Below are 26028 nucleotides of genomic sequence, written 5' to 3'. Positions count from 1 at the left end.
GCGCTCCATCAGAAAATGTCTCCAACCGCGTCATCCACGCGCACCATCCGCATCATGTTGAGGTGCTCGCCCTCTTCCTCATCCATGCTCTTCGGATGAATCAGCGACTCGATGTGCTTCTTGGTGGCAATGAATTCAGGCGAATCGAGGTGACCAGACGTGCGCGGCTGGGGCACGGGCACCTCGATCAGCTCCTGAACTTCACCCGGATGCGCCTTCAGCACCAGAATCCGGTCGGCGAGGTACACCGCCTCGTCCAGATCGTGGGTAATGAACACGATCGTGATGTCGATGTTTTTCCAGATTTCCATCAGATGCGACTGCATCCGAGCGCGTGTCTGGGCATCCAGCGCGCCGAAGGGTTCGTCCATCAGCAGGATGCGTGGCTGATTGGCCAGTGCCCGTGCGATGGCAACGCGTTGTTTCATGCCGCCGGACAACTGATGCGGATAATGATTGGCAAACTTGCTCAACCCGACGAGATCGATCCATTGCAGCGCTTCCTGTTCGGGTAGCCCGCCCCGCCCGGAAACCTGCAAACCGAACATCACGTTCTTCTTCACGGTCAACCAGGGGAACAGGGTATAGCCCTGGAAAACCATGCCCCGCTCCGGCCCCGGGCCTTCGACCGGCTTGCCATCGAGCAGAACCGCCCCGCCGCTGGCCTGTTCAAGACCGGCCAGAATGCGGATCAGGGTCGATTTGCCGCAGCCGGACGGACCGATCACACACACAAACTCGCGTTTGTGGACCTTGAAGTTAATGTCCTTCAGCGCCGTGACCGGCCCTTGCGATGAGTCAAAGTTCTTGCCGAGCCCTTTGACTTCCAGAACGACCGGCCGCTGTTTCAACCGTTCGAACCGCGCTCTGACCGCCTCGGACTGATCGAGGTAGCTAAGGTCATGGTTGGCGCTGTTTGTATCGTTCACACTCATCTGATGTTCCTTCTAAGCTTTCTACTTAAATATCTATTCAGGAAGCTTCTATTTAGGCCTTGCTGCCGCGCTGCCACGGAAAGATCCGGCGGGACAACCAGGCAAGCAGCAGATCCGTCGTAATACCAATGAACCCGATCATCATGATGGCGGCATACACGTTCTCGAAGTTCTTGTACCGAGCCTGCTGGGTAATGAACCAGGTGATGCCAGAACTCGCACCGATCATCTCGGCCACGATCAGATACGTCCATGCCCAGCCCAGCAGGACACGTACGTCTCTGAACAGATCCGGCAGCATCCCCGGGATCACCACACGGAATAACAGATGCAGCCGGTTGGCCCCCAGCGTCATGGCGGCCTCAAGCAACGAGGTGTCGATTTTCCGAGTCGTGTTGGCGACCACCAGCACTTGCTGAAAGAACGTGCCGATTACGATGATGGCGATTTTCGGAGCTTCATTAATCCCGAGAATCGCGACCGCCAAGGCACCGAACGCAGGCGCCGGCAAGTAGCGGAAAAACTCGACAAAGGGTTCCGTCAATCGTGAAAACAGATCGAAGGTACCCGCCAGAATGCCCAACGGAATAGCGATGAGCGAAGAAATGAGGAACCCGAGGAAGATCACCGAGATGCTGTCCCCCAGGCTTTGGTAAAGCCATTTTTCATCCCGACGTTGCGGCGGCGTGGTGAAGGCGGTGTAGAACGCCGTGGCCACAGCCCCGGGTGTCGGCAAATAGACCGGATTGGCTGGAATGCCTTGCGGCGGGGCTTTACCTTCTTTTTCCAGCCGATCCTGTTCCTTGTAGAACAGATCCTTATTCAGCAACATCCCGTCGCTGAAGTACGACACCGAGCCCGGATCGGTGATTTTGATCATCGGGTGCCAAACCGCGGGCACGTAACTCACCAGGCACCAGATAAGCAGCGGGATACCGAAGCTCATCAGCGACAACACGAAGCGTCGGCGCGGGGCCAGTGGCTGGCGAACGGAGAACCACGAGGAATGGGCCATTGAACTCATCTCCAATCAGACTCGTTTCATTTAGTAACGCGATTACTTCAGCGCATCGGTCAACGCAGGATCAATGTAGGAATTGATGTCCTGCGGCACTGTGTACACCTTGTTATCGACATTGAACTTGTCCACGATTTCAGATGAGCCGTAAATCGAATCCAGGCCGGGACCTTTCTTGAAGTGCGACTTCGCTTCGGCCAGAGTCAGGATCTTGGTACCCTTCAGGAAGGCTTGATATTCCTCTGGTGGAACACCGACGCGGGAAGCCATGATGCGCACCGCCTCATCGTGTGTCTTCGGATCGTTGATGTAATCAACTACTCGATACCAGACCTTAATCACCTTTTCCCACTCGGCGCGGTGCATCGCCAAACTCTGCGGAGAAACGGCCAGCACGTCGTAGATCAGGCCGGGTGCGTCAGCACTGGTGTAGATCGGCTTGGAACCCGGCACCAACTTCAACGCCGCGCCGGAGTTGGGTTGCCAGGCCCCGATCGCGGATACCTGTCCGGAAGCCAGAACCTGCGGTGTTTCATTGGTCGGCACATTCACGAGCTGAACATCATTTTCAGTCATGCCGTTCTTGTGCAGGCCATTGAGCAGCAGCAGATGATCGACAAAGCCGATCTCCACACCCACCTTCTTGCCTTTGAGATCCTTAAGAGAATCGATACCCGGCGCACCGACGATCATGTCATTACCATTGCTGTAATCATTGATCAGAATCATTACACTCTTGGCACCGGTCGCCCCCGTAACCAGCGCATCGCCGTTGGTCATGGTCACGGCATCCAGTTTGCCCGCCGCAAAGGCTTCCATTGAAGGCGCATAATCAAACCAGTCGAACTTGACATCGACACCGGCATCCTTGAACCAGTTCTTTTCAATGGCCACCTGCCAGGCAACCCAGCCCGGCCAATCGCTGTAACCAATCGTCAATGGCGCCGCGCTAGCCAGTGCACTGCCACCCAAAAAAACCGCACCCAAAACAACTCGAGATACCGCACGCAGAACAGACTTCATATCACACCTCTCTCTCTTGGTATTACCATCTTCAAAAACAGTAATACTGAAATTGCATGAATCAGGCCAAGAGATGTGTTTACATATTTTTCATATAGTTATGCAATAAATAATGCATAACGAGGTCCTTTCTTTGCACCATATCTGTGCGCAAAGACAGCTTGGCACAGCGAAATTAGTGCAGAAACAAGCGCGCTCATTTAAATCAAATGGGATCAGGTAATTCTGCGGAAACATATCTGGTAAGCCCAGGAGGCCTCTGATAACCCCCTTAAACCGACACGGCGCCATCAAGACCGAACAATTTTCCGAACAACACGACAACGGGTCACCCTGCCGGACGTTGGTACGCCCAAATAACGGCTAAAATCATCAAACTTGCAAAGAAAAAGCCCCATTCATTGCTACATGAATAGGGCCGATTGGCTTAAGGGCACCTCGAAATACCGTGATTCGTCGTTCTCGCGAAAGCGGGAACCCAGAAAAATCAACAGCGCTGGATTCCCGCCTACGCGGGAATGACGAGTTTTTAGAGCTTTCTTTAACGCAGTTCGACGCGATCAGTCGTCTTGTGTTTCGCCATCTTTGTGATCATCCGTTTTATCGTTGGCATCACCGTGGTCGATGTCGTTTTCGAGTACGGCACCGTTCATTGCATCGATGCCCACTTCATGCACGCCTTGTTGGGTTTGAATATCGAACGAATAACGCAGACCGGAACCGCCCTGTTCATGCTCCAGTTCGGCATCTTTGATCGTGCCGGGTTGCAATTGCAACGCTTGCGCCTTGGCTTGCTCCATGGTGATTTTGGCATCCGCCTTGGCTGGGCTGTTGTTCGCGTAAACAACGGCAGTGCTGGCGCCGAGGGCAAGAACAACGGCTGCGGTCAAAGCACGTGACAAACGGAGGTTGGTTTTCATGGATTTATCTCCTGTTGGGTTAAATCTGACTCCATCGAATCAGTGGAATCAGATTAACGACTCGACCCTACGCGGAGATTTCGGGGAAATGAACGGTTGTTCATGATCCACTTGTCTGCTGTGCCAAATATTTTTTCCGCAGGAACAGCCGATACAACGTTGGCATCACCAGCAAGGCCAAGGGAATTTGCACGATCATGCCGCTGATGATGGCGATGGCTAAGGGTTGCTGCATGGCCGAGCCTTGCCCAATGCCGAGCGCCAAGGGCAGCAGGGTTAAAATCGCCGCTAAGCTGGTCATGATGGTGGGGCGCAGGCGGCGCACACCGGCTTCGATTAAACGATCGCCCCACGGCCCGCTGCGGATACGCCCGACTTCAAAGAAGTAAAACACGGCCACTTCGGTGACGATGCCGATAATCATCGTCAGCCCCATCAGTGAGGTGATATTGAGCGTTTGACCGGTCACCCACAGCCCGAACAACACCCCGGCCACGGCCATCAGCGGCGCGCTGATGATCGATAGGCTGATGGCGAAGCGTTCGTATAAAAACAGCAAAGCCAGAAACACCAGCGCAGTGGCGGTGGCAAACACCAGCATCAGGCCATGAAAGGCGATTTGCTGTTGCTGATACAAACCCGAGAGTTGGTAATAAACGCCCTGCGGCAAAAGGCCAGGTTGAGCCAGGGCTTTTTTGACATCGGCAATGGTGCCGCCGAAGCCGCGTCCACCAATCCGCGCCGAGACGGCCACCATCGGCTTTTGGTTATAGCGGGTGATTTGCGGCGTGCCGGTGATGGACACAAAATGCCCCACATCGCCCACCCGAACGGGCTGCCCCGCCGCATTGGTCAAATCCATATTCTCCAGGCTTTGCGGCGTGGCGCGCAGGTATTTGGGCGTAATGACGCGCACACCGACAACTTGCTCGCCTTCGGCAAGGCGGGTGGCGACGGTACCGCCGAACAAGGTGCCCATTTGCTGCACGATGGCGCCCGGCGTGATGTCGGCCACCGCGGCCTTGTTGCGATCAATATGAAATTCGAGCGTATCGCCGGCAATCACGAGGCCGTTTTGCACTTCCTTGATGCCGTTGATGCCACTGATGGCTCGGGCGACTTTCGGCGCAAGGGCTTGCAGTTCGTGTTGGCTTTGTCCGAACAGGCGAATCACGACCGGTCGGGGTGAACCGGCCAGATCGCCAATCAAATCGCCCATCGGTTGATTCATGTCCTGCACGGTGACGTCTGGTACTTTTTGCGCAATTTCTGTGGCGATGCGATCCATTACCTCGGTTTGATGATCCGGTGATTTGAGCTGAATGAACATATCGCCCTGATTGGCTTCGGTGAGCCCGCCGCCGAGTTGCGCGCCGGTGCGGCGGGTCAGCGTATCGACTTCGGGCATGGCCTGAATCAAGGCTTCGACCTGCATCAGCTCGCGATTGGTTTCCGTGAGGGATTGGCCGGGCCGGGTTTGGTAATCCAGCACGAAGCCGCCCTCGTTCATTTCCGGCATAAAGCCGGTGGGGATGTGCGTGAGACTCACCCAACCTATAGCACCCAAACCGACGATTACGGGCAACAACAGAATCGGTGCACGCAGCAAGCGAGATAACACGATTCGGTAGCCACGCGTCATCACGCCTTCCTGCGGCACGGTCGAGTCTTTGGGTGGTTTGGGCTTGATATTCAAGCGATTGAGCACAATCGGCACCACGAGCCAGGTAAACAAGAACGACAGGATCAGGCTGGCTGCCATGGTCAACGACAGGGCTTTGAAAAACGCGCCGGTCACGCCATCGAGAAAGGCCAGCGGGGCAAAAATGATAATGGTGGCCGTCGATGAGCCGACCAGAGGGCGGGTAAATTCCGATAAGGGATGCAATAAATGCGGGCGCCGCCGGGTGTGTTTGGGGTGCAGCAGGTACTCGATCATCACGATGATGTCGTCGATGACCAGCCCCACCGCCGCGGCCATGCCGCCCAAGGTCATGATATTGAAATCCAGCCCGAACAATTTTAGCAAAATCAAGGTGCTGGCCAACACGGCGGGCACCACGAGCAGGGCCACCAGCGTGACGCGGCCATTTTTCAGAAATAAAAACAGAATCAAAATCGCAAACAGTACGCCGAGCACAATGGCATCGCGCACAGATTTTGCTGAATCGACAATCAAGGTGCTTTGGTCATACCATTTTTTCAGCACCACACCAGCGGGAATCAAAGGCGCATTGTCATGCAAGCTGGCGCGCACCGCATGGGCGATGGCCACGGTGTTTCCGCCCAATTGCTGTTTGATCATCAAAAGTACCGCCGGTTTGCCATCGGCGGTGATGCGTTGGTAATTGGGCACGGTTGAATGCACCACCTGCGCGACATCCGCAACCCGAACGCTGCCTGCTGCGGTATGGCGAATCACGACCTGCCCGATCTCGGCCGCATCGCGCAGACGACCATCGGTGAGCAACAATTCCAACCGATTGGGGGTTTGCAGGTGCCCAATGGCGTGTTGTCCCTGACCGCTGTTCAGCGCCGTGACAACTTCTTGTGCGGTGATGTTTAACGCCTTTAGCCGTTCGGGATTCAGCAGCACATGATATTCCGGCAGCGCGCCGCCCTGAATCTGCACTTGGCGCACGCCCGGGATGCTGGAAAGCAGTGGGGCGAGCGTGTATTGCGCCAAGGTGCGCAGTTCGGTTTGGCTTTGGCTGTTAGATGTCAAGCTGTAGGCAATCACCGGAAAGCGGGTTGGGTTTTCCCGATGCACGCGAAAGGCCGTGCCCGCAGGCAAGCTGGGCAACACCGAATTCATCGCGGCGGCGGTTTGCAGTTCGGCGCGGGCCATGTCGGTGCCCCAGGCAAAGCGCAAATCCAAATCGGCACTGCCCCGATTGGTGCTGCTGGCGACAGATTGCACGCCGGGTACCGAGCGCAGGGCTTGTTCAACCGGCTTGGTGATGCTGCGAACCATTTGCGCGGCATCGCGGTTACCGGCATCGACGGCGACCACAATCCGCGGGAAGCTCAAGCTCGGAAACAGCGCCACCGGCAGTGTCAGGGCGGTGAACACACCACCGGCCACCAAAACCAACAGTAAAAACAACAACGAGCGTTGATGGCGCAATACAAAGTGCGCCACCGCAGCATAAGACCTCATGGCTGAGCCCCGGTTGACGGTGCCGCAATCAGCGTCATGCCCGCCGCCACATTCGGCGCCCCCGTAGCGACGACCTGATCGCCCGCTGTCAAAGCGCCCGATTCGATGGGTTCGATCACACTTTGCGCTTCAACCGTATCGAGCACGTGTACCGGCACGGCCACCGCCTTGTGTGCACGATCCAGCCAGATGAAATTCTGACCGCTGGCATCGGTTTGAACGGCCGCATGCGGCAAAATCAAACCGGTTTGACCCGGCAAGGTGAATTGCGCCGAGATGGCCTCTCCCAGTACCCAATTGGGGCTTTGGGCTGATTGACTGGTTGGCAGGTGAAGATGAATGGGTTGGCGATTGCTGCCCGGCAAAACCATCGGATCGATAGCAAAAATGTGCGTTGTCAGCGGCGGCTGCGCGCCAAAAACCGATTGGACTTTAACGGCATCACCGTTGCTCAATTGTTGAGCTACGGCCACAGGTGTTGGGATTTTGATTTCCCATTGCCCGGCGGCCACCGTGGTCAATAAGGGTTGATTGGCGGTGAATACACCACCCAGTTGCACGGAGATGGTTTGTACCACGCCCGCCCGCGCTGCGGTCAAAGTATGCTGCGGTTTTGTGGCCCCGCTGGCCACCAGCGACCGCCAGTTCGCCTCGGCCAAGGCCAGGCCTTGTTCTGCCTGCGCCCAATCCGACTGAGTGGCCAATTGAGATTTGAGCATGATTTTGATTTGCGCCAGATGTTTGCGGGCAAACGCCAGATTGGCTTTGGCCTGCGCTACTTGTTGGCGTGTCTGGGCACTGGTGTGCACGGTGAGCAAAGGCGCGTTTTTGCTGACCGTCGAACCGGGTTGAACAAAAAGGCGTGTCACCCGCCCCTCGAACGCGCAGCTTGCCACGCGCACAGCCGAAGGGATGGGCACGATTTGCCCCGTGAATCGAGGCGTGGCTTGAAGCCGACCTTCAGCAAGCGGCACGAGCTGAACCTGTATTTGCACGGAGTCGGATGCGGCGGTGTCGGCCGCGAGCACGGTATGATTCAGTGCCGCCAAGCCAAGCAAGCCAATGAGTGTCCAGCGTGTAAATGAAGAAAACATAGATCAGTGTTCCGTGGGTGTCGGTGATTGGTTTGCGACTGCATTCGATACGGATAGGATGGCCGGATCAATGCCCACCAGCGCAGGCAGGGCATAGCCGGCGCGTTGGCGCGCTGCGGTGTTCTGCAACAAAGCCAAGCGTTGATTGACGACGGTTTGCCGCAAGGTATCGACGGTATTGGCATTCAACAAACCCTGTGCCATCGCTTGCTCGGCCTCATTCAGCCGTTGGCGCAGCGCCGGTAGGTTCGCTTTAATCTGCTTGCGTGCGCGTTGCAGTTCGGCTTGTTTTTGCCGCAGCGCCGCGAAGTCACTGCGAATTTGCAGTAAGCGATGTTGATATTGCTCTGCCGCCAGCTTTCGGCTGGTTTTCGCCACCGAAATGGCGTGGCGATTGCCATCGAGCGACGGCAAAACGAGATTGATGCCAACGCCCATGGTTTGCACCTTGGAGGTATCTTGCGCGCGGGTCAGCCCCAGGCTGATCGAGGGGAATTGATCGATCAGCGCTTGGCGATATTGCGCATCTTGCTCATCAATGGCCGCTTTGAGTGCCAACACATCGGGGCGTTGGGCAATTGATGATGTGTTGATTATCTGAGAAGTAAGCGCGGGTTGTGGTGGCTTGATTAGATGCAGTGCGGTATCGGCGGGCAGCCCCAACAGCTGCCGCAATTGGGCAAGGTTTTTAATCTGTTGCAGATTGGCCGCGTGCGCCATTTGCTGCCACTGCGCCGCATTGGTCAATAGCAAGGCTTGCGTGTCGGCGGTGATTAGCCCCGCTTGTTCTGCCGCCGCATTCGCTGTGATCCGCTGATCGAGCCACTGAATTTGGGCGTGCAGCAAGCGCAGCTGTTTTTGTTGATACCAGACAGTCACATACTGCTGCTGCACGGCGGCGGCTAATTGCCACGCCTGCCAGCGATGGTTCAAAATCGCTTGGCGCAAACGCGCTTGGGTAGCTTGTTTGCGCGGTGCTTGTTTCAGCCAGTAACTTAAATCCTGACTCACCGATAAGCTGAAGGCGTTGAACAGCCCTTGTTGCCAAGGATGATCCAGCGAGAACCCCAAGCTCATCGGCGGCGGCACATTCGCCAAACCGGCTTGTTGGCGCGCCAGCGTCAATTGGGTGTTGCTTTCGATCAGTTGGGGGTTGTGCTTAAACGCGTACCGTGTGGCGCTTTCGAGCGTCCAGACCTGCTTGGGCGGCGCGGGGGTTGCTGGCAAGCGCGCCGTTTCTGGCAGGGGCTGATACTGGGCACAGCCCGCCACGGCGGCAAGCATGATTAGCAAGGTGCCCGCTCGCGCGGTGGCACGCCAACGACGCGTTGTCTGATTTAACAATTGTGATTTTATAAACATAAATCCCTTATCACTTTTCGGTACGGGGGTGTGCCGTCATGGCAAGATCATAAGGGTGTATGCCTTTTGAGCGGATGAACGCAACATGACCATATTTTCATCTTCCCGGATTGCGGACTGATTTAGGATGCACGCATGAAACTACTACTGGTTGAAGATGATGTGCAGGCGGCGACCTACCTCGCCAAGGGCCTGGAGGAGAGCGGGCACTCGGTGGATCGGGCAGCCAATGGCACTGATGGCCTTCATCTGGCGATGACGGGTGAATACGATGCCTTGATCGTCGATCGCATGCTGCCGGGGCTTGATGGCTTGGGTTTGATCGCCGCTTACCGCGCGGCGGGCAGGGCAACGCCCGTGTTGATTCTGTCGGCGCGCGGGGAAGTTGATGACCGCGTGACTGGGCTCAAAGCCGGTGGCGATGATTACCTCACCAAACCCTACGCATTCTCCGAATTGCTGGCCCGCATCGAGGCACTCACCCGGCGCATGCAAACGCGCGATTCGAGCGATACGCTGGCGGTGGCCGATCTTGTTCTTGATCGGGTGCGACATAAAGTCATGCGTCGCGATCAACCGATTCTGTTGCAGCCGCGTGAATTTCGTCTGCTGGATTATTTAATGCGCCACGCCGGACAGGTCGTGACGCGCACCATGCTGCTCGAACAGGTCTGGGGCTACCATTTCGATCCACAAACCAATGTGATCGATGTGCATATTTCAAGGCTGCGCAGCAAAATTGATCGGGATTTCGATACGCCGCTGTTGCATACCGTGCGTGGCGCGGGTTATGTGCTGAGCGATGTGCCTGTTTGATGTCGCTAGTTGAGGTTATCGGCCTGCCCCTGCGCAGCTGGCAACGCCTAAAGCGCTTATGGCGCACCAGCGTGTTCAGGCTGGCGTTATTGTTCGCCTTGGCGTTTAGCTTGGTGGTGGGTGTTTCGCTGGCGGGCGTGTATTGGCTTTCCACGCAATATATCGTGGGGCAAATCGATGTGAATTTGCGCGATGAGCTGACGCAATTACGCGGTGATGTCAGTGATGGCTCGGGCGAGGGCGAGGGCTTGGTCGGGCAAATTCAAGAACAGGTCGCGCAGACGGATAAAAGCAGCCGTCTTTATCTCTTGGTTGATGCCAATCAGCACATTCTGGCGGGTAATCTTCTGAGGTGGCCCGATGATTTAAGCTGTGGCCAACCGGCCCAATTCAGCGACCAAAGCGACATCGTGCCGAAAAAACTACAGGCGGAAGATTCGGATATCCGCGTGCGCGCCCTGAGCACACGGCTCGCGGATGGGCACTGCCTGCTGGTCGGTCAGGCGATGGTCGAAGAGGAAGGATTCACCGACCACACCGGATATCTGCTGAGCTGGGCCTTGGGCATCATCACCTTGTTTTCCTTGGCGGGCGGCGGCTGGATGGGGCTTGCCGTATTGCGCCGCATCGACACCATCACCCACACGGCCACGCAGATCATGGCCGGAGAATTTTCCCGCCGTATTCCCGATGAAGGCAAGGGCGATGAGTTTTCGGATCTCTCCGCCCGACTCAATCAAATGCTCGACCGCATCGATGAACTCATGGCTGGGATGCGCAGCGTGACCGATAACATCGCCCACGATTTACGCAGCCCGCTCACCCGCCTGCGCAATCGACTGGAAATCTCCTTAACTCATGAGCGCCCCGCCGAAGAATATCGAAACGTCATGCAGCAAACTCTGGACGATGCCGATCAACTCCTTGCACTGTTCAATACCCTGATCGCCATTGCCCAAGCGGAAGCTGGTATGCGGCGAGAGGTCTTTACGACCGTGGATTTCAGCACGCTACTGATTGATTTAGTTGATTTTTACCAGTTGGCGGCAGAAGACCGCGGTGTTCATCTCAGCGCACAGATTCAACCGGGTATTACCCGGCTGGCCAGTCAAGGGCTACTGACGCAAATCGTGGTCAATTTGCTGGAAAACGCCCTCAATCACATTCCTGCGGGATCAAAAGTAGCCGTTACCCTCACCCAGCAGGAAAAAAGCATCACACTCACCATCGCCGATAACGGGCCGGGCATCCCCAATCCCGCCGATCGATTGCGCGTGCTGGAACGGTTTGTCCGGCTGGATGCGGCACGCAGCTCGCCCGGCAGCGGTTTGGGGCTTGCCTTGGTGCGCGCGGCCATGCACGAACAGGGCGGCACCGTCGAACTGCACGATAATCATCCCGGCTTGAAAGTCCTCCTGACATTTCCTCGCTTGAAGGTATCCTAACGATCACCGAAATGCTCTTGGGTTTGACGTTGTGGGCAACGCCAGCGGTCAGCTTCGGGTGATCATTCAGCTTCAAGTCTGGTGTTGAGTTATCAGATACCAAAAAATATTCGAACTAATCATTGATTCAAGGCAAACAAAAAAGCCTCAAACCGCATTTCATTGCGTGTTTGAGGCTTTTTAGCATTTATAGTCCAAATAGGATTGAACAATGACTTAAGAATATCGAACTGGTAGTCGCGAGTGGGATCGAACCACCGACCACCACCATGTCAAGGTGATGCTCTACCACTGAGCTACGCGACTAAATTGAGTGCGGCACTTTACCCGCCTGTATTTTTCTAGTCAAGAGGGAAGCCATCTTGGCGCAGGGCCTAATAGGAAAGGCCTTCACGAATTATCTTGATGTGCAGTTAAACTTCTGGACGAATGGGTGTGCATCCAGGATTCTCGGCAACGATAAAGAACCTGATGTATTAAAGCGTCATCGGTATGATTTTTGCCGCACCGCGAGCCCTGGACACGTCAATATAGAGAGTGACTGGTTTAAATTTTTTGTTCAAACAGCACACAAAAACCCCGCCGAAATACTCTAAAGGTATTATTATCAGGTTTTTTTATGCGCCCATCAGGTGATCTGCGATTGAACTTCAAAACCCTTTACCCAAGGCAAATTACCGCAGGCATATCGGCTGCCTTGATCCTTTCCGGGTGCGCGGCAGTCGGTCCGGATTACCAGAAGCCGACGGTTCCCGTACCGAAAAACTGGCAATCGCCAATAGTAAACGCATCGCCACCGAGCGTTGATGACGCCGGGCTGGCTCGTTGGTGGCGCGAATTCCATGACCCGGTTCTGGATCGGTTGATTGAGCGAGCGCTGGCCAACAACAAGAATCTGAAACAGGCAGAAGCCCGTCTGCTTGAAGCCCGTGCTCGGCGCGGGTTTGCCGAGGCGGATCGATTCCCGACACTCGGAACAAACGCTTCGGCCAACCGCATTGGCAGCAGTCAAGAGCTGGGTTCTGGGCTTATCAATAATCAGTACACCGCCGGTTTCGATGCCCGCTGGGAAATGGATATCTTTGGCGGAAAACGACGTGCTCTTGAAGCGGCCTCAGCACAAGTGGAGGCAAGTGAAGCCGATCTGTCCGCCGTTCAGACCAGTCTCACGGCCGAGGTGGGTGTCAACTACCTGAATCTGCGCGCCTTTGCGGCAAGGCTTGCTGTTGCCGAGGCCAATCTCGCCATCCAGACGCAAACCCGCGATTTGGCTCAATGGCGCTATCAGGCGGGTTTGACCAGTCGTCTCGACTTGGAACAGGCCACTTCCGCGCTGGAACAGACCCGTGCCCAGATTCCCGTGCTGGAGACCAACCTTGCCCAAACCAAGAACCAGATTGCGATACTGCTCGGCATCAACCCCGAAGACCTGCCCCCATTCGCCACCGCGCCGATTCCCCAGGCTGATGCCATGATGAATACGGGTATTCCTGCCGATCTGCTCCGTCGTCGGCCCGATATTCGCCGGGCAGAACGGCAATTGGCCGCGCAAACCGCCCAAATCGGTGTGGCAACGGCTGCCCAGTACCCTGACTTCTCTCTGGCGGGCAGTATCGGTCTGGCTTCTTTGGCCTCAGGCAACCTGTTCACGGCGGGAGCCAAAACCTTTTCGATCGGCAGTAATGCCGCCTGGACGCTTTTCGATGCCGGTCGGATTCATCAGAACATCCAGATCCAGAATGCCCTGCAGGCGCAGGCCCTGGCTCAATACGAATCTACCGTACTGACGGCGTTTGCCGAAGTGGAAAACGCTCTGATTTCATACGCGCGCGAACAAGAGCGTCGTGCCGCATTGACCAGAGCAGTCGCCGCAGCCCAGAGTGCACAAGCGCTCGCTCAAAGCCAATATGCCGCAGGCCTCATTGATTTTCAGTCCGTGCTCGATACGCAACGAAGCTTGTTGACCCTGCAGGATTTGCTCACCACCAGTGAAGCGGCCGTCAGCACAAGTTTGATTCAACTCTATAAAGCCCTGGGTGGAGGCTGGGTCGCGAACCCACCTGCCGCTGACCTCACTTCTTCTTCGGAGATCACGCCATGAGCGCGACCAAACCTCAACCCTCAGCTGGCACCGAAAACGCCCGAACGCCGATTTTCATGCAAAAATCCGGCGGCAACCGATGGAAACGCTGGCTGCTCATCGTGCTGGCCGTCGCCGTTCTGGTCGCCGGATATATTCAGTTTAAAGGTAAGGAAACCAACACGCCACAATACGTGACCCAGCCTGTCCAACGCGGCGATCTCACGGTTGAAGTGACCGCGACCGGCACATTGGCTCCGACCAATCAGGTCGACGTCGGGATCGAGGTTTCCGGAACCATCAAAGAAGTGCTGGTCGACTACAACGATAAGGTGAAGGTCGGTCAACCCCTCGCCCTGCTCGACCCGACCAAGCTCGAAGCCCAGTTGCGACAGTCCACCGCCGCACTCGATGCGGCGCGCGCCAAGGTGCAACAGGCCGAAGCCACGGTGCAAGAATCCAAGACCCAGCTCGCTCGACTGAAAAATGTGCAGAAGATGAGCGGCGGCAAGGTGCCCTCCAAACTCGAATTCGACAAAGCGCAGGCTACCTATAACCGGGCCAAGGCAGACCTTGCCAGCGCGTGGGCCAGCGTCGTGCAAAGCGAGGCGGTGCAGAACGCCAACCGCACCGATCTTTCCAAAACCGTTGTACGTTCGCCCATCAATGGCATCGTGCTGAATCGCAACGTGGAACCGGGCCAGACCATCGCGGCCTCATTCCAGGCACCCGTCCTGTTCACGCTGGCAGAAGACCTCACGCAGATGGAGTTGCAGGTCGATGTCGATGAGGCAGATGTCGGTCAGGTCCATGTGGGACAGCCCGCCCGTTTTACAGTTGATGCTTTTCCGGATCGAAATTTCGATGCAAAAGTCACTCAGGTGCGTTACGGCTCGCAAACCGTTTCCGGCGTGGTGACCTACAAAACCATTCTCAAGGTCGACAATCGGGATCTTCTGCTGCGTCCTGGAATGACGGCCACCGCGCATATTTTGGTCAACGAAGACAAGAACGCGCTCCTTGTACCGAATGCGGCACTGCGCTTTTCACCGCCTGTGTCGACAACCACGAAAAGCAGCGGCGGCCTGATCTCCAATCTAATGCCAAGGCCCCCGAGTTCCTCTCAGAATTCGGTGCAGGCAGCGACAGGCAAGGAGCAACGCGTTTGGGTTTTGAAGGACGGGCGTCCTGAACCGATCGATGTCATGACCCAGCAAACAAACGGCATCATGACCGCCATTACAGAAGGTGCTCTGCAACCCGGCACACCGCTGATTGTCGACATGAACGAGCAGACAAAATGAGTGATGCGCACGCACCAGCCCCCTTGCTCGAACTGGCGGGTGTAACCAAAGTGTACGGCAAGGGCAGCGCGTCCATGCAAGCCCTGCGCGGTATCAATCTGGCGATTGCCGAAGGCGAGTTTGTGGCCATCATGGGCGCCAGTGGCTCGGGCAAAAGCACCGCGATGAACATCATCGGCTGTCTGGACACACCCACCAGTGGGAACTACCGGTTCCGAGGGTTTGAAGTCGGGCAACTGAATCGTGACCAGAGAGCGCTGTTGCGACGCCACGAACTGGGATTCGTTTTCCAGGGGTTCAATCTGCTGGCCCGAACTTCCGCTCTGGAAAATGTCGAATTGCCGCTGATTTATCAGGGTTTACCGATTACAGAGCGCCACAATCGGGCACGTGCGGCACTTGCCGATGTGGGACTGGACGGCTGGGAACACCATACGCCCAGCGAACTTTCGGGCGGACAACAGCAACGGGTCGCTATTGCGCGCGCCATCGTGACGCGCCCCGCCATCCTGCTGGCCGACGAGCCGACCGGTAATCTCGATACAGCTCGAAGTCAGGAAGTCATGGAAATGATCACCCGCTTCAACCGCGACAAGGGCATTACCGTGGTGATGGTGACCCATGAACCGGACATGGCTGCCTATGCGAGGCGCGTCATCCATTTTCGCGATGGCTTGGTCGAAAGCGACACCACTCAGACAGGAGCGGCATGATGTTGTGGAATACCTTTCTGCTCGCACTACGCGAAATCAGACGCAATGTGATGCGTTCGTTCCTGACCATTCTCGGCATCGTCATCGGGGTGGCCGCGGTGATCGTGATGGTCACGCTCGGCGGCGGTGCCACGGCAAAGGTCAGCGAGCAGATCGCCAGTCTCGGCAGCAACCTGTTGATCGCCACGCCCGGAAAACGCATGGGTCCGGGACAGATCAGTGGTGCGCCCGCATTCAAAGTGGAAGATGCCGAGGCCATTGCCCGTGAGGTTCCGGGCCTTGCAGCCGTAGCTCCCGCCTCGTCGCGCGCCATGACGGTGGTGTATGGCAACCAGAACTGGTCGACAATGGTGAGCGGTTCAACGGATGACTATTTTGCCGCACGGAACTGGACCATACAGGACGGACGCCGATTCAGCAGCAGTGAACTTCGCTCCGGCGCAGCCGTTTGCATTATCGGCGCCACCGTCAAATCAAAGTTGTTCGGCAGTCAGGACCCCATCGGCGATCGGATCAGGCTGCAAAAAATGGCCTGTCAGGTCATCGGTGTTCTGGATGCCAAAGGCCAATCCACCATGGGTACGGATCAGGATGATTTAGTCCTGATTCCGCTTCGAACATTCCAACGCCGAATCGCCGGCAATCAGGATGTCAACATCATTCAGGTCTCTGCCGACAAGGGTGTATCGACAGACCGAGTCAAGCAGGATATCGAGCAGATTCTGCGTGAGCGCCGCCATATACCACCGGCCGGGGAAAGTGACTTCAACGTGATGGATATGAAAGAAATCACCAAGATGCTCACGGGAACAACCCAGATTCTGACAGCACTACTTGGGGCGGTTGCGGCGGTAAGCCTGCTGGTGGGCGGCATCGGGATCATGAACATCATGCTCGTGTCTGTCACCGAGCGGACGCGTGAAATTGGCATCCGCATGGCGATCGGCGCACTCGAGCGAGAAGTTCTGCTCCAGTTTCTGGTTGAAGCGATTGTTTTATCCTCGCTCGGCGGTTTGATCGGTATTGCCCTGGCCCTTGGCGGATCGATCGCATTGGCCAGCGCGTTGAACATTCCCTTTGTTTTCAATGCTGGAATTGTTGCCTTGGCTGCACTATTTTCAGCCGCTGTGGGGGTCGTCTTCGGGTATTTTCCGGCGCGCAAGGCTGCACGACTCGACCCCATTGAGGCGCTTCGTCATGAATAATCCGGTTGAAATATCAAGTGCTCGAACGTTTGCCTCATGATGATTCACAACTTAGTAATCATGAACGATTTGAGGGATTCGGACTTCACTATCCTGCACAGAAAATGAGCAAAAAAGTTATCAACAAAAACTGTGGATAACCTTGGGTATAAAGTTTCCACGAACACAACCCATCAAGCAGTTACCGGTCTTGGTTATTTTTACACCAACATGACTAATTGGAAATATATATTTTATAATCAGTACCTTGCGAAGATAACGTAGACTTTAAGTAAAGTCGACACAGGAACTTACATTCAAGCCACGCCCTTAGCCGCTCTGTGCATAGTTTCAATGCTGTCAAGAAAAAATTTTCGATAAATCCAATTTTTTTGCTTTACTTTTCACCCCAAAAACGATGGTCGTCTTCCACAGATTGAACGGCAAATCACCGTCGAAATAGTCGTCGTGACGTTCAAGCTGGATTTCTGATAGACATTTCTTTCTTGGCACGGCCTCTTGTCCATTATTTATCCTGGTGTCAGTTCGCGCTCTTGCCGTCATCGCCCGCTGCGGCCATGATGAGCAAAACCGATCCGGATTTAACACACATGGGCTCAATCAATTCACTTTCACCTTTACTGGTCGCGTTCCTTGAAACGTCTATTTTCGGGTTTCTCATTGGGCTTGAGTGGCACAGTTATCGCCGTGCAGCCAATAAGGATCTGGGTTTTGGCACAACACGCACGCTGACCCTGCTGTCGATTCTCGGTTATGGCCTGGCCGTCATTGACCCCAGCTTTATCGCCTACGGCGTAGGTTTGCTGGTACTGGGTGCGTTGCTGTCTTTAGCCTACTGGTATCGGCTAACCAGAGACAAGGATGATCGACTCCTGAGCACACTGATTGCGCTCGTGGTTTATTTACTCGGCCCGCTGTCGCTGCACGGCCCATTATGGCTGCCGATTGTCTTCATGATCGTGGTCTTGCTGTTATTGGGCGAAAAACCCGGCATCAGGCGGTTTTCGGATGCTTTCCGACACGACGAAGCGCTGACACTCGTCAAATTTTTCCTGATGGCGGGGGTAATTTTACCCCTGCTGCCAGATCGCCAGATTGCTGGATTTATCGACGTAACCTGGCATCAGGTCTGGTTCGCGGTGATTGTCGTCTCGGCGATTTCTTATTTGAGCTATCTGGCACAAACCTATTTTTTCCCAGAACGCGGTGTGTTACTGACCGGCATTCTCGGCGGCATGTATTCGAGCACGGCAGCCACTGTTGTGCTGGGGAGGCGCGCGCAGAAACAGCCCGAACCTCAGACTCGTCTGATCTGTGTCGCGGTATTGCTGGCCACAACAATGATGTATTTGAGACTCTGGGTTCTGATTGTCGTGCTGGGACATTCACAAACAGCCACTCATATTGCCGCTCCGTTCGCCCTGTTGATTCTCAGTACAGCGGCACTTGCCTGGTGGCAATTCAGAAGGGTGAAAGTGGCTACGGCGCCACAGACTGAAGCACCACCGAGCCACCCGCTCGAATTCTCAACGGCTTTGTTATTTGCCTTCCTGTTTGTATTTTTTGCCACCCTTACGCATTTCGTCGTCACCGACTACGGTGTGAGTGGCTTGCACGTGTGCTGTCGTTCATGGTCGGTTTTACCGACATCGATCCCTTCATCCTGTCGCTTTTGGACGGAAAATTTCACGTGAGTGAAAACGCCCTGGAAATCGCCATCCTCATTGCAAGCGGCAGCAACAATCTGTTGAAAGCAGGCTACACAGTTGCCCTGTCGCGCAATCCGGCCCTGTTTGGATCAGCAGCCTGGCTGGCCGCGACCTTTTTGCTGTCGTTGGGATATATCGCCCTGTTTCTGAGGTAGCGCGTGTAGACAACCGGCATGCGCCCAACTCGCTCAAATGAACCGCGCGACAGTGTCAGTCGGGATCGCGCTGATACTCTGTCACCAAAGCGCGGATACGTTTCGATAACTCGGCACTCATGTCGGCACGTTCAAACTGCCAGGTCCAATTGCCCGTCGGTGTACCCGGCGTATTGATTCGCCCGCTCGAATCACAACCCAGCCAATCGGCCATCGGAATAATAGCCAATTGAGCAACCGAGGCCATCGCCGCACGAAGAAGCGCCATGGGCATTGGCTCTGAACTCGACAGATTCAATTGCTGCGCGAGCACGTCGTACATATGCGCTTGTGCATCCGGGCTGAGCGACTGCCACCAACCCAGCGTCGTATCGTTATCGTGCGTTCCGGTATATACGACCGAATCAGGGTGGTGATTGGCGGGCAGATAGGGGTTATCGTCGTCGCTATCAAAGGCGAACTGCAGGATGAGCATGCCCGGCATGCCGAATGCCTTGCGCAAAGCGGTTACATCTTCGGTGATCACCCCAAGATCTTCCGCGATGATGGGCAGATCACCGCCAAACGCCTCGCTCAAAGCTGTCAACAAAGCGGCACCCGGCGCTTCGACCCAGCGGCCATCGATCGCCGTATCGCACTGAGCGGGAATGGACCAGTACGCCGCCAGCCCACGAAAATGGTCAATCCGCACCCAGTCGAACATGTCGATGTGGCGGGCCATTCGCTGTTTCCACCAAGAGAACCCATCGGCCGCCATTCGGGACCAATCAAAAAGCGGATTGCCCCAGCGCTGCCCCGTTGCAGAGAAATAGTCGGGCGGAACGCCGGCCACCTCGGTGGGCAAACCCCGTTCGTCCAGTTGGAAAAATGCCCGATTCGCCCAAACATCGGCCGAATCACCGGCCACAAAAATCGGCAGATCACCATAGATCAAAACGCCGAGTTCATGCGCCCTCGTGACAATACGCCGCCACTGGCGATCCAGCAGGAACTGTTCGAACTTCACGGCATGAACCGCTTTCGCATGATCCTGTGCAAAGGCCTCAAGAGAGGCCGGATCACGATCTCGCCAAACCGGTCGCCACTCCAGCCAAGACCGCCCCTGTTCATGGGACTTGATGACTATGAATAAGGCGTAATCATCAAGCCAGTTGGACGACGCACGACAGAACTCGTCGAATTCGGCCAACAGGGATGGCAAAGCGCCCTGCCCGGCTCTTCGTTCACGGATCGGGGCGATAGGGTCAAAATCATCGGGATTGAGCAACAGCGCATCAGAGAGGAATGCCGGATTAATCGCAAAAGAAGACGCGCACTGATAGGGGGAACCATCCATAAGTGGCGGCCCGAGCGGCAAAACCTGCCAAACAGTCAGGCGGCTTTGGTTCATGAACGTCAGAAATTGGTCCACCGAGGGGCCGAAATCACCCGATGGCAGGCTGAAAACAGGAGCCAAAACGCCCGCTCTTCGAAGGGCACAGGGCATTTCAGGCAAAATTTTTTTCTCTTTGGTCGACTCTTTACCCATTATTGGCCACGTCGCATCACACCACCTGCTTCCACGGTCGAATTTTCTCCGACGCCAAGACACAGCGGCACAGCCAGATTGGCCGGCACATCTTCGCCGATAAGCTCGTACAATCGGGTCAACTGCAAGCGGTACAAGTGGTCGAAATCTCGAACGGCATCGCCCGGGTTGTAATCGCCAAACCACCAAAACCAGTCCGAACCTTCGCAGATGGCCAGTTGCTGGATATTCCGCTCCTCGGTTTGGGCATCCCACTGCCCTGCGGACTGTGCTTTCACAAATGCCAATCGTGCATCGATCAGCATATCCCAAGCCCGGTTTTTGGCGGGGCTTCCAATCCAAGTGGTCAAATTCCCGTAAACCCAGCTACCAGAAACCAGATGCTGCAAAGTTTTACGCTGATAGGTCTTTGTTACCACCTCAGAGAAAGTGGTGAGTTCAATATCTGGATGCGTACTCAAGCCTTTGTACAAGGCATCCAGAAACCAATAACCATTGTGGGGGTAAAACTCCCAGGCGTTTTCACCATCGAGAATGATCGAAACCACAGCATCGTCATCCTGACAATCGTGACGAATCTTCATTAAATGGGCGATAAAATCGGCAACAGCATCATCTGCATGCCATTTTTGGTAGTCGAATCCGATCAGATCGGAGAGTCCGTCATCCCTGAAAAAGAGTGCGGGGGACAAAGCATCGAACTGCCACACCCGATGACGGCAACCGCTTTCAACCATCTTCTGCTTTTGTAATGAGTGACTCAGCACTTGATCGCCACTGGCCAACCAGGTGAAACCGGCTTTAGCCAATTCATGCACCGTCGGCTCGGAAACCGCACCTTCAGAGGGCCAGCAACCTGTGGGATGAACACCAAAAAAGCGCTTGAATACATCCAAGCCATGTTGCAAATGCCACTGCACACGATCTGAACCGCCAGGATAACTCACCTGCTGCGGCTGCGGATCGTGCGGGCAGGTTTGCTTGCCAGCGGTTATGTCGAGCAGCAGCGGCATGATCGGATGCGCATAAGGCGTCATGGACAGCTCAACCTGCCCTCCTTCCGATAATGCCCGGTAACGAGTAAAAATCCCAGCAATCAGGGAACCGATGAGTGCCAGCAGCTGGACGCGCTCGTCGGCATTAAAGCCCAAAGGCTTGGCCATGAGCTGTTTAACGAGTGTATTTTCAAGACGAACCGTTTCGCCCATCCAGGCCAGGTGATACCACACCGCCAGATCAGCGATGAACTGATCGCTCAGATAATCGCCGTTCTCCGTATTTACAGAGATTGAACGCGCCAAATCGACCAGATCCTTGAATGGCTCGAAACGGCGGATCAGTCGATCTTCATTGGCACGCATGCAGGCCCGAACGGCAGTCATGCGCGCTGTGGGGTCTGTGATCTTTTCAGGCTCGACCAAAGCAACCAACAACGGGTCACGCAGCATGGAAATTTCACGTGTTTCAAGGTATTGCGCAATCTGAACCGAGTAATCGTCGAGTTGCTCAAGCAGGATGGGTACGAAATTGACAACCGCACGCGCGCCGGGATGACGCTCTAGGTGCGCTGCCATATCGACATAGTCCTTGATGGCGTGCAGATAGGTCCACGGCTGCTGGTAGATTTTATCCCGAGGGTCTCTGTATTCCGGCTGATGCATGTGCCAGCACAGAACAACGGGTAACTTCTTGTGTTTCATCAGCGCACCATGTGTAGACGTTGTCCGAGCATGTCCGGGGTCACCAGCACAATCCCGTTCGGACTGACCTCAAAACGCTGTTTGTCGGCAACCGGATCGAAGCCGATCTCCATGCCCTCGGGAATGACGCATCCCTTATCGACAACGGCATTGCGAATCTTGGCTTTCTTGTTGACGATCACGTTGGGCAGGATCACGGAGTTTTCGACCGATGCATGTTCGTTGACGATGACATTGGAAAAAAGCAGGGAGTGACGCACCAGGGCGCCCGAAATGATGCAGCCGCCAGAAACCATTGTGTCCACAGCCATTCCGCGCCGATCTTCGTCGTCGAACACAAACTTGGCAGGCGGCAATTGTTCCTGATGCGTCCAGATCGGCCAGTCGGTATCGTACAAATTCAGATCGGGAGTCACGCCAATCAGTTCAAGGTTCGCCGCCCAATAGGAATCAATGGTCCCCACATCCCGCCAGTAGGCTTGGGTATTATTCTGGACATCTCGAAACGGATAAGCGAACACCTGATATCGTTTGATCACTCGGGGAATGACGTTCTTACCAAAATCGTGATCCGAATTCGGATCGTCCGCATCGTAAATCAGTTGCTCGAACAGAAATTTGGTATTGAAGACATAAATACCCATGGATGCCAGCGCTTTGCCTGGATTACCCGGCATTTCCGGGGGGACATCGGGTTTTTCCACGAACATGTTGACCCGACCCTTCCCGTCTTCGCCCATCACACCAAAAGCTTTGGCTTCTTCGAGCGGCACTTCGATACAGCCGATGGTCAGGTCGGCTCCTTTCTCGACGTGGTAGGCAATCATGGGGCCATAGTCCATCTTGTAGATGTGATCGCCGGCCAGAATAAGCGTGTATTCGGCGTCATGAGTCCGCAGGATGTCGATGTTCTGATAAACCGCATCGGCGGTACCGCTGTACCAGGATTGTTCGTTGATCCGCTGCTGGGCTGGCAGTAGCTCGACGAACTCGTCACGGGCCATTCGGTTTGTACCCCAAGCCAGCTGAACGTGCTTGATGAGTGAATGCGCCTTGTACTGTGTCAATACAGCCATGCGCCGAATGCCTGAATTGACGCAATTGGACAATGGGAAATCAATAATCCGGAACTTTCCACCGAAGGGAACGGCAGGCTTCGCACGCCAATCAGTGAGTTGCTTGAGGCGTGATCCACGACCTCCCGACAAAACCAGAGCCAAAGTATCGCGGGTAATTCGACTGACTAATCGTTTGGGGCTATCTACCAACATAAAAAAGTATCCCTATATCAATCAATTAAAGATAGTCAACTGGAAACGTTACGACCTCATGTTCACAACGAATTGATCACTGACCACTGACCATAAACTCTCTTCATTCAGGCACTCGGTCCCATAATCCTACCCTTGGAACATGACCGTCAAGCCAAAATGGAAAATAAATTCCACCTCATTTTCACTACAAAATGATGGATGATCGACGACTTGGCTCAAACCAAGATCGCAACAAGCAACTCAAGGCGTTCATATATGAAATTTACCGACGGTTTTAACTCACCGGTTTATTTGCAAATCACAAGCCTTAAAGCCGCGGGCAATACGAGAGTTGAACAGTTTCACCATAAGGGATACCTTTGTTCGATGAAGCCGACGTGAACCATTCGTGCTAAAACAAGGAACCCATTGATGCAGTTAGATTTTCAACCCATTATCGAATCGAGAATGCATGATCCGTTTTCCTTGCTAGGCCGCCATCCACTTGGCGAGGGCAAATGCCGCTTTCACACCTACCAGCCGCAGGCCGAACACATCAGGATATTGAGCACTCATGGCGAGTGGCTTGAATTGACAGCCGATGCCGACTTCCCCGGTGTATTTGCTGGGCTCTTCACCGAGGACTTGCTGCCTCTTCACCCGGTTCTGGAAATCGAAACTGCTGAACACCACAAGTACCAGATCACGGATCCCTACAGCTTCGGGCCAGTACTCGGCGAACTCGACTTGTACTTATTCGGCGAAGGCAAGCACTACGACCTGTGGAAAGTGCTGGGCGCACATGTCATCACCATTGACGGCGTGGAGGGCGTAACATTCGCCGTATGGGCTCCCAATGCCAGCCGCGTCAGCGTCGTGGGCGATTTCAACAACTGGGATGGCCGCCGCCATCCGATGCGCAATCGCATCAGTAGTGGCGTTTGGGAGTTGTTTATCCCGGGCCTTTCTGCCGGCGATTTTTATAAGTTTGAAATCAAAAACAGAGATACTCAGGCCACCAGCGTTCGCACTGATCCCTTTGGCCGCAGCTTTGAACTTCGCCCCAATACGGCCGCCAAGGTAGTCAGTGACGAAGAATTCCAGTGGACGGATCAATTCTGGCTCAAGGCGCGCGAGCAAAACGACTGGATGCACGCCCCGATGAATGTCTATGAAGTTCACTTAGGTTCTTGGAAACTGACGGGCAAACAATTCCCAACCTACGCGGAATTGGCGGAGCAACTGATTCCGTATGTTAAAGAGCGCGGTTACACTCACATTGAATTGCTGCCCATCACGGAGCACCCCTTCGATGGCTCATGGGGTTATCAAACCACAGGCTATTTCGCGCCGACCTCCCGTTTCGGCACGCCGGAACAATTCAAGCAGTTCGTCAACAAGGCACACGAAGCAGGCATAGGCATTATTCTTGACTGGGTTCCGGCTCACTTTCCCCGCGATGAGTTTGCCCTCGCCCGCTTCGATGGCACGGCACTTTATGAGCACGAGGACCCAAGGCGCGGGGAACACCGTGACTGGGGTACCCTGATCTTCAATTACGGGCGCAAGGAGGTCAGCAATTTTTTGATTGCTTCCGCCCTGTACTGGCTCGAAGAAATGCATCTCGATGGCCTGCGTGTCGATGCTGTGGCATCCATGCTGTATCTCGATTATTCACGCGAACATGGCGATTGGCTGCCGAACGCCTACGGCGGGCGCGAAAACTTGGAGGCCATTGATTTTCTTCGTGCACTGAACCATGTGACACAAAGCCGGAACCCCGGCGCCTTGATGATGGCGGAAGAATCCACCGCCTGGCCATTGGTGTCCAGGCCGCCCGAGGTCGGCGGGCTTGGATTCGCATTGAAATGGAACATGGGCTGGATGAATGACACGCTGAAATACTTTCAGGAAGACCCCATCAACCGGCAATATCACCACAACAATCTTACATTCGGCCTGCTCTACACCTTCACGGAGAACTTCGTCCTTCCCTTTTCGCACGATGAAGTCGTGCATGGTAAAGGCTCGTTGCTGAACAAAATGCCCGGTGACGAATGGCAGAAATTCGCCAATCTTCGCCTTCTTCTGGCCTACCAATGCGCCTATCCAGGAAAGAAACTCCTGTTCATGGGCTGCGAATTCGGCCAGGGCAACGAGTGGAATCATGCCAAGCAACTCGACTGGTGGATGCTTGAATACAAACTCCATCAAGGCATCAGTCAACTCAGCACGGCACTCAATCACCTCTATAAAAATGAAGTGGCACTGCATTACCATGATTTTGAAGGATGCGGGTTTTCATGGAACGACTGTAACGACCGCCAGAACTCAGTCATCAGTTTTTTCAGGCACGCCAAAGGCCAGAGCATCCTGACCATACTTAATTTCACGCCCGTCGTCAGACAGAACTACAAAATCGGCATACCGAATACCGACCGGTTGAATATAGTATTCAATTCCGACGAGTCTGTTTATGGCGGCTCAGCCACCGCATTGGAATTAACTCACCACAAAAACAGTCCTTATAATGGTCAAAGTGGCCATATAGAACTGACACTACCGCCACTTGGCGCCCTGATGATCAGAATAAATTGAGAGATCAAAC

19 protein-coding genes and 1 tRNA gene are annotated in these 26028 nt (G+C 54.9%); 9 read left to right on the top strand and 11 right to left on the bottom strand.

Annotated elements, in window-relative coordinates; translation table 11 throughout:
* Positions 1–8: 8 nt before the first annotated feature.
* From HNEAP_RS04015 to HNEAP_RS03985, 7 genes are all read right to left on the bottom strand, one after another.
* Complete coding sequence (locus tag HNEAP_RS04015) at positions 9–935, bottom strand: ABC transporter ATP-binding protein (protein ID WP_012823677.1); 927 nt, start codon at positions 933–935, stop codon at positions 9–11.
* A gap of 52 nt (positions 936–987) precedes the next feature.
* On the bottom strand, positions 988–1959 hold the full coding sequence (locus HNEAP_RS04010; RefSeq protein ID WP_041600358.1) for an ABC transporter permease: 972 nt from the start codon (positions 1957–1959) through the stop codon (positions 988–990).
* A gap of 33 nt (positions 1960–1992) precedes the next feature.
* Positions 1993–2976 (bottom strand): ABC transporter substrate-binding protein, encoded by a 984-nt coding sequence (locus HNEAP_RS04005; protein WP_012823675.1) that lies wholly within the window; start codon positions 2974–2976, stop codon positions 1993–1995.
* Between the two features lie 560 nt (positions 2977–3536).
* The gene (locus HNEAP_RS04000) at positions 3537–3896 is read right to left on the bottom strand and encodes a PepSY domain-containing protein (RefSeq protein ID WP_012823674.1); all 360 of its coding nucleotides are present in this window, start codon (positions 3894–3896) and stop codon (positions 3537–3539) included.
* A 100-nt stretch (positions 3897–3996) separates the two neighbouring features.
* Complete coding sequence (locus HNEAP_RS03995) at positions 3997–7056, bottom strand: efflux RND transporter permease subunit (protein ID WP_012823673.1); 3060 nt, start codon at positions 7054–7056, stop codon at positions 3997–3999.
* A complete protein-coding gene (locus HNEAP_RS03990; RefSeq protein ID WP_012823672.1) occupies positions 7053–8150 on the bottom strand; it encodes an efflux RND transporter periplasmic adaptor subunit in 1098 nt (365 codons plus the stop codon). Before HNEAP_RS03990 ends, HNEAP_RS03995 begins: the two co-directional genes overlap by 4 nt.
* 3 nt (positions 8151–8153) lie before the next feature.
* Entirely contained in the window at positions 8154–9512 is a 1359-nt protein-coding gene (locus tag HNEAP_RS03985; protein ID WP_012823671.1) for a TolC family protein, read from the bottom strand.
* 135 nt (positions 9513–9647) lie between these two features.
* On the opposite strand from HNEAP_RS03985, the gene HNEAP_RS03980 reads away from it, so the two are divergent.
* Complete coding sequence (locus tag HNEAP_RS03980) at positions 9648–10328, top strand: response regulator transcription factor (RefSeq protein ID WP_012823670.1); 681 nt, start codon at positions 9648–9650, stop codon at positions 10326–10328.
* On the top strand, positions 10328–11773 hold the full coding sequence (locus tag HNEAP_RS03975) for a sensor histidine kinase (protein WP_012823669.1): 1446 nt from the start codon (positions 10328–10330) through the stop codon (positions 11771–11773). Before HNEAP_RS03980 ends, HNEAP_RS03975 begins: the two co-directional genes overlap by 1 nt.
* A gap of 231 nt (positions 11774–12004) precedes the next feature.
* Here the strand turns inward: HNEAP_RS03975 and HNEAP_RS03970 are convergent.
* Positions 12005–12079, bottom strand: a tRNA-Val gene (locus HNEAP_RS03970).
* Between the two features lie 337 nt (positions 12080–12416).
* Here HNEAP_RS03970 and HNEAP_RS03965 point away from each other — a divergent pair.
* The 6 genes from HNEAP_RS03965 (at position 12417) to HNEAP_RS12855 (ending at position 18939) form a co-directional block, all read left to right on the top strand.
* Complete coding sequence (locus HNEAP_RS03965) at positions 12417–13874, top strand: efflux transporter outer membrane subunit (protein WP_208107164.1); 1458 nt, start codon at positions 12417–12419, stop codon at positions 13872–13874.
* Positions 13871–15157 (top strand): efflux RND transporter periplasmic adaptor subunit, encoded by a 1287-nt coding sequence (locus HNEAP_RS03960; RefSeq protein ID WP_012823667.1) that lies wholly within the window; start codon positions 13871–13873, stop codon positions 15155–15157. Before HNEAP_RS03965 ends, HNEAP_RS03960 begins: the two co-directional genes overlap by 4 nt.
* Entirely contained in the window at positions 15154–15870 is a 717-nt protein-coding gene (locus HNEAP_RS03955; protein WP_012823666.1) for an ABC transporter ATP-binding protein, read from the top strand. The genes HNEAP_RS03960 and HNEAP_RS03955 overlap by 4 nt, the downstream gene beginning before the upstream one ends.
* Positions 15867–17075, top strand: coding sequence for an ABC transporter permease (locus HNEAP_RS03950; RefSeq protein WP_243726301.1), 1209 nt, complete (start codon positions 15867–15869; stop codon positions 17073–17075). The genes HNEAP_RS03955 and HNEAP_RS03950 overlap by 4 nt, the downstream gene beginning before the upstream one ends.
* Before the next feature lie 557 nt (positions 17076–17632).
* A complete protein-coding gene (locus HNEAP_RS03940; protein ID WP_012823664.1) occupies positions 17633–18769 on the top strand; it encodes an MgtC/SapB family protein in 1137 nt (378 codons plus the stop codon).
* Positions 18706–18939 (top strand): DUF4010 domain-containing protein, encoded by a 234-nt coding sequence (locus tag HNEAP_RS12855; RefSeq protein ID WP_208107162.1) that lies wholly within the window; start codon positions 18706–18708, stop codon positions 18937–18939. The genes HNEAP_RS03940 and HNEAP_RS12855 overlap by 64 nt, the downstream gene beginning before the upstream one ends.
* Before the next feature lie 55 nt (positions 18940–18994).
* On the opposite strand, the gene malQ is transcribed toward HNEAP_RS12855, so the two are convergent.
* From malQ to glgC, 3 genes are read right to left on the bottom strand one after another with little or no spacing between them, the layout of a single operon-like run.
* Positions 18995–20467 (bottom strand): 4-alpha-glucanotransferase, encoded by a 1473-nt coding sequence (malQ, locus tag HNEAP_RS03935; RefSeq protein WP_012823663.1) that lies wholly within the window; start codon positions 20465–20467, stop codon positions 18995–18997.
* A complete protein-coding gene (locus tag HNEAP_RS03930; RefSeq protein ID WP_012823662.1) occupies positions 20467–22167 on the bottom strand; it encodes a glycoside hydrolase family 57 protein in 1701 nt (566 codons plus the stop codon). Before HNEAP_RS03930 ends, malQ begins: the two co-directional genes overlap by 1 nt.
* Positions 22167–23438 carry a glucose-1-phosphate adenylyltransferase gene (glgC, locus tag HNEAP_RS03925; protein WP_012823661.1) on the bottom strand — a complete coding sequence of 424 codons (1272 nt, stop codon included), beginning with the start codon at positions 23436–23438 and terminating at the stop codon, positions 22167–22169. The genes HNEAP_RS03930 and glgC overlap by 1 nt, the downstream gene beginning before the upstream one ends.
* A gap of 414 nt (positions 23439–23852) precedes the next feature.
* On the opposite strand from glgC, the gene glgB reads away from it, so the two are divergent.
* The gene (glgB, locus tag HNEAP_RS03920) at positions 23853–26018 is read left to right on the top strand and encodes a 1,4-alpha-glucan branching protein GlgB (protein ID WP_012823660.1); all 2166 of its coding nucleotides are present in this window, start codon (positions 23853–23855) and stop codon (positions 26016–26018) included.
* The last annotated feature ends 10 nt before the right edge of the window (positions 26019–26028 follow it).

Source organism: Halothiobacillus neapolitanus c2 (assembly GCF_000024765.1).
In the GTDB taxonomy this organism is placed as follows: domain Bacteria; phylum Pseudomonadota; class Gammaproteobacteria; order Halothiobacillales; family Halothiobacillaceae; genus Halothiobacillus; species Halothiobacillus neapolitanus.
This window is presented reverse-complemented; position numbering and strand designations above follow the sequence as displayed.

Excerpts from the sequence above, each read along its gene's own strand:
- HNEAP_RS03930 (WP_012823662.1), bottom strand. The coding sequence starts at position 22,167 with ATGAAACACAAGAAGTTACCCGTTGTTCTGTGCTGGCACATGCATCAG.
- HNEAP_RS03995 (WP_012823673.1), bottom strand. The coding sequence starts at position 7,056 with ATGAGGTCTTATGCTGCGGTGGCGCACTTTGTATTGCGCCATCAACGC.
- HNEAP_RS03990 (WP_012823672.1), bottom strand. The coding sequence starts at position 8,150 with ATGTTTTCTTCATTTACACGCTGGACACTCATTGGCTTGCTTGGCTTG.
- HNEAP_RS03950 (WP_243726301.1), top strand. The coding sequence starts at position 15,867 with ATGATGTTGTGGAATACCTTTCTGCTCGCACTACGCGAAATCAGACGC.
- HNEAP_RS03980 (WP_012823670.1), top strand. The coding sequence starts at position 9,648 with ATGAAACTACTACTGGTTGAAGATGATGTGCAGGCGGCGACCTACCTC.
- HNEAP_RS04010 (WP_041600358.1), bottom strand. The coding sequence starts at position 1,959 with ATGAGTTCAATGGCCCATTCCTCGTGGTTCTCCGTTCGCCAGCCACTG.
- HNEAP_RS03955 (WP_012823666.1), top strand. The coding sequence starts at position 15,154 with ATGAGTGATGCGCACGCACCAGCCCCCTTGCTCGAACTGGCGGGTGTA.
- HNEAP_RS03975 (WP_012823669.1), top strand. The coding sequence starts at position 10,328 with ATGTCGCTAGTTGAGGTTATCGGCCTGCCCCTGCGCAGCTGGCAACGC.
- HNEAP_RS03940 (WP_012823664.1), top strand. The coding sequence starts at position 17,633 with ATGATGAGCAAAACCGATCCGGATTTAACACACATGGGCTCAATCAAT.
- HNEAP_RS04005 (WP_012823675.1), bottom strand. The coding sequence starts at position 2,976 with ATGAAGTCTGTTCTGCGTGCGGTATCTCGAGTTGTTTTGGGTGCGGTT.
- glgB (WP_012823660.1), top strand. The coding sequence starts at position 23,853 with ATGCAGTTAGATTTTCAACCCATTATCGAATCGAGAATGCATGATCCG.
- HNEAP_RS04000 (WP_012823674.1), bottom strand. The coding sequence starts at position 3,896 with ATGAAAACCAACCTCCGTTTGTCACGTGCTTTGACCGCAGCCGTTGTT.
- malQ (WP_012823663.1), bottom strand. The coding sequence starts at position 20,467 with ATGGGTAAAGAGTCGACCAAAGAGAAAAAAATTTTGCCTGAAATGCCC.
- HNEAP_RS03960 (WP_012823667.1), top strand. The coding sequence starts at position 13,871 with ATGAGCGCGACCAAACCTCAACCCTCAGCTGGCACCGAAAACGCCCGA.
- HNEAP_RS04015 (WP_012823677.1), bottom strand. The coding sequence starts at position 935 with ATGAGTGTGAACGATACAAACAGCGCCAACCATGACCTTAGCTACCTC.
- HNEAP_RS12855 (WP_208107162.1), top strand. The coding sequence starts at position 18,706 with ATGGTCGGTTTTACCGACATCGATCCCTTCATCCTGTCGCTTTTGGAC.
- glgC (WP_012823661.1), bottom strand. The coding sequence starts at position 23,438 with ATGTTGGTAGATAGCCCCAAACGATTAGTCAGTCGAATTACCCGCGAT.
- HNEAP_RS03985 (WP_012823671.1), bottom strand. The coding sequence starts at position 9,512 with ATGTTTATAAAATCACAATTGTTAAATCAGACAACGCGTCGTTGGCGT.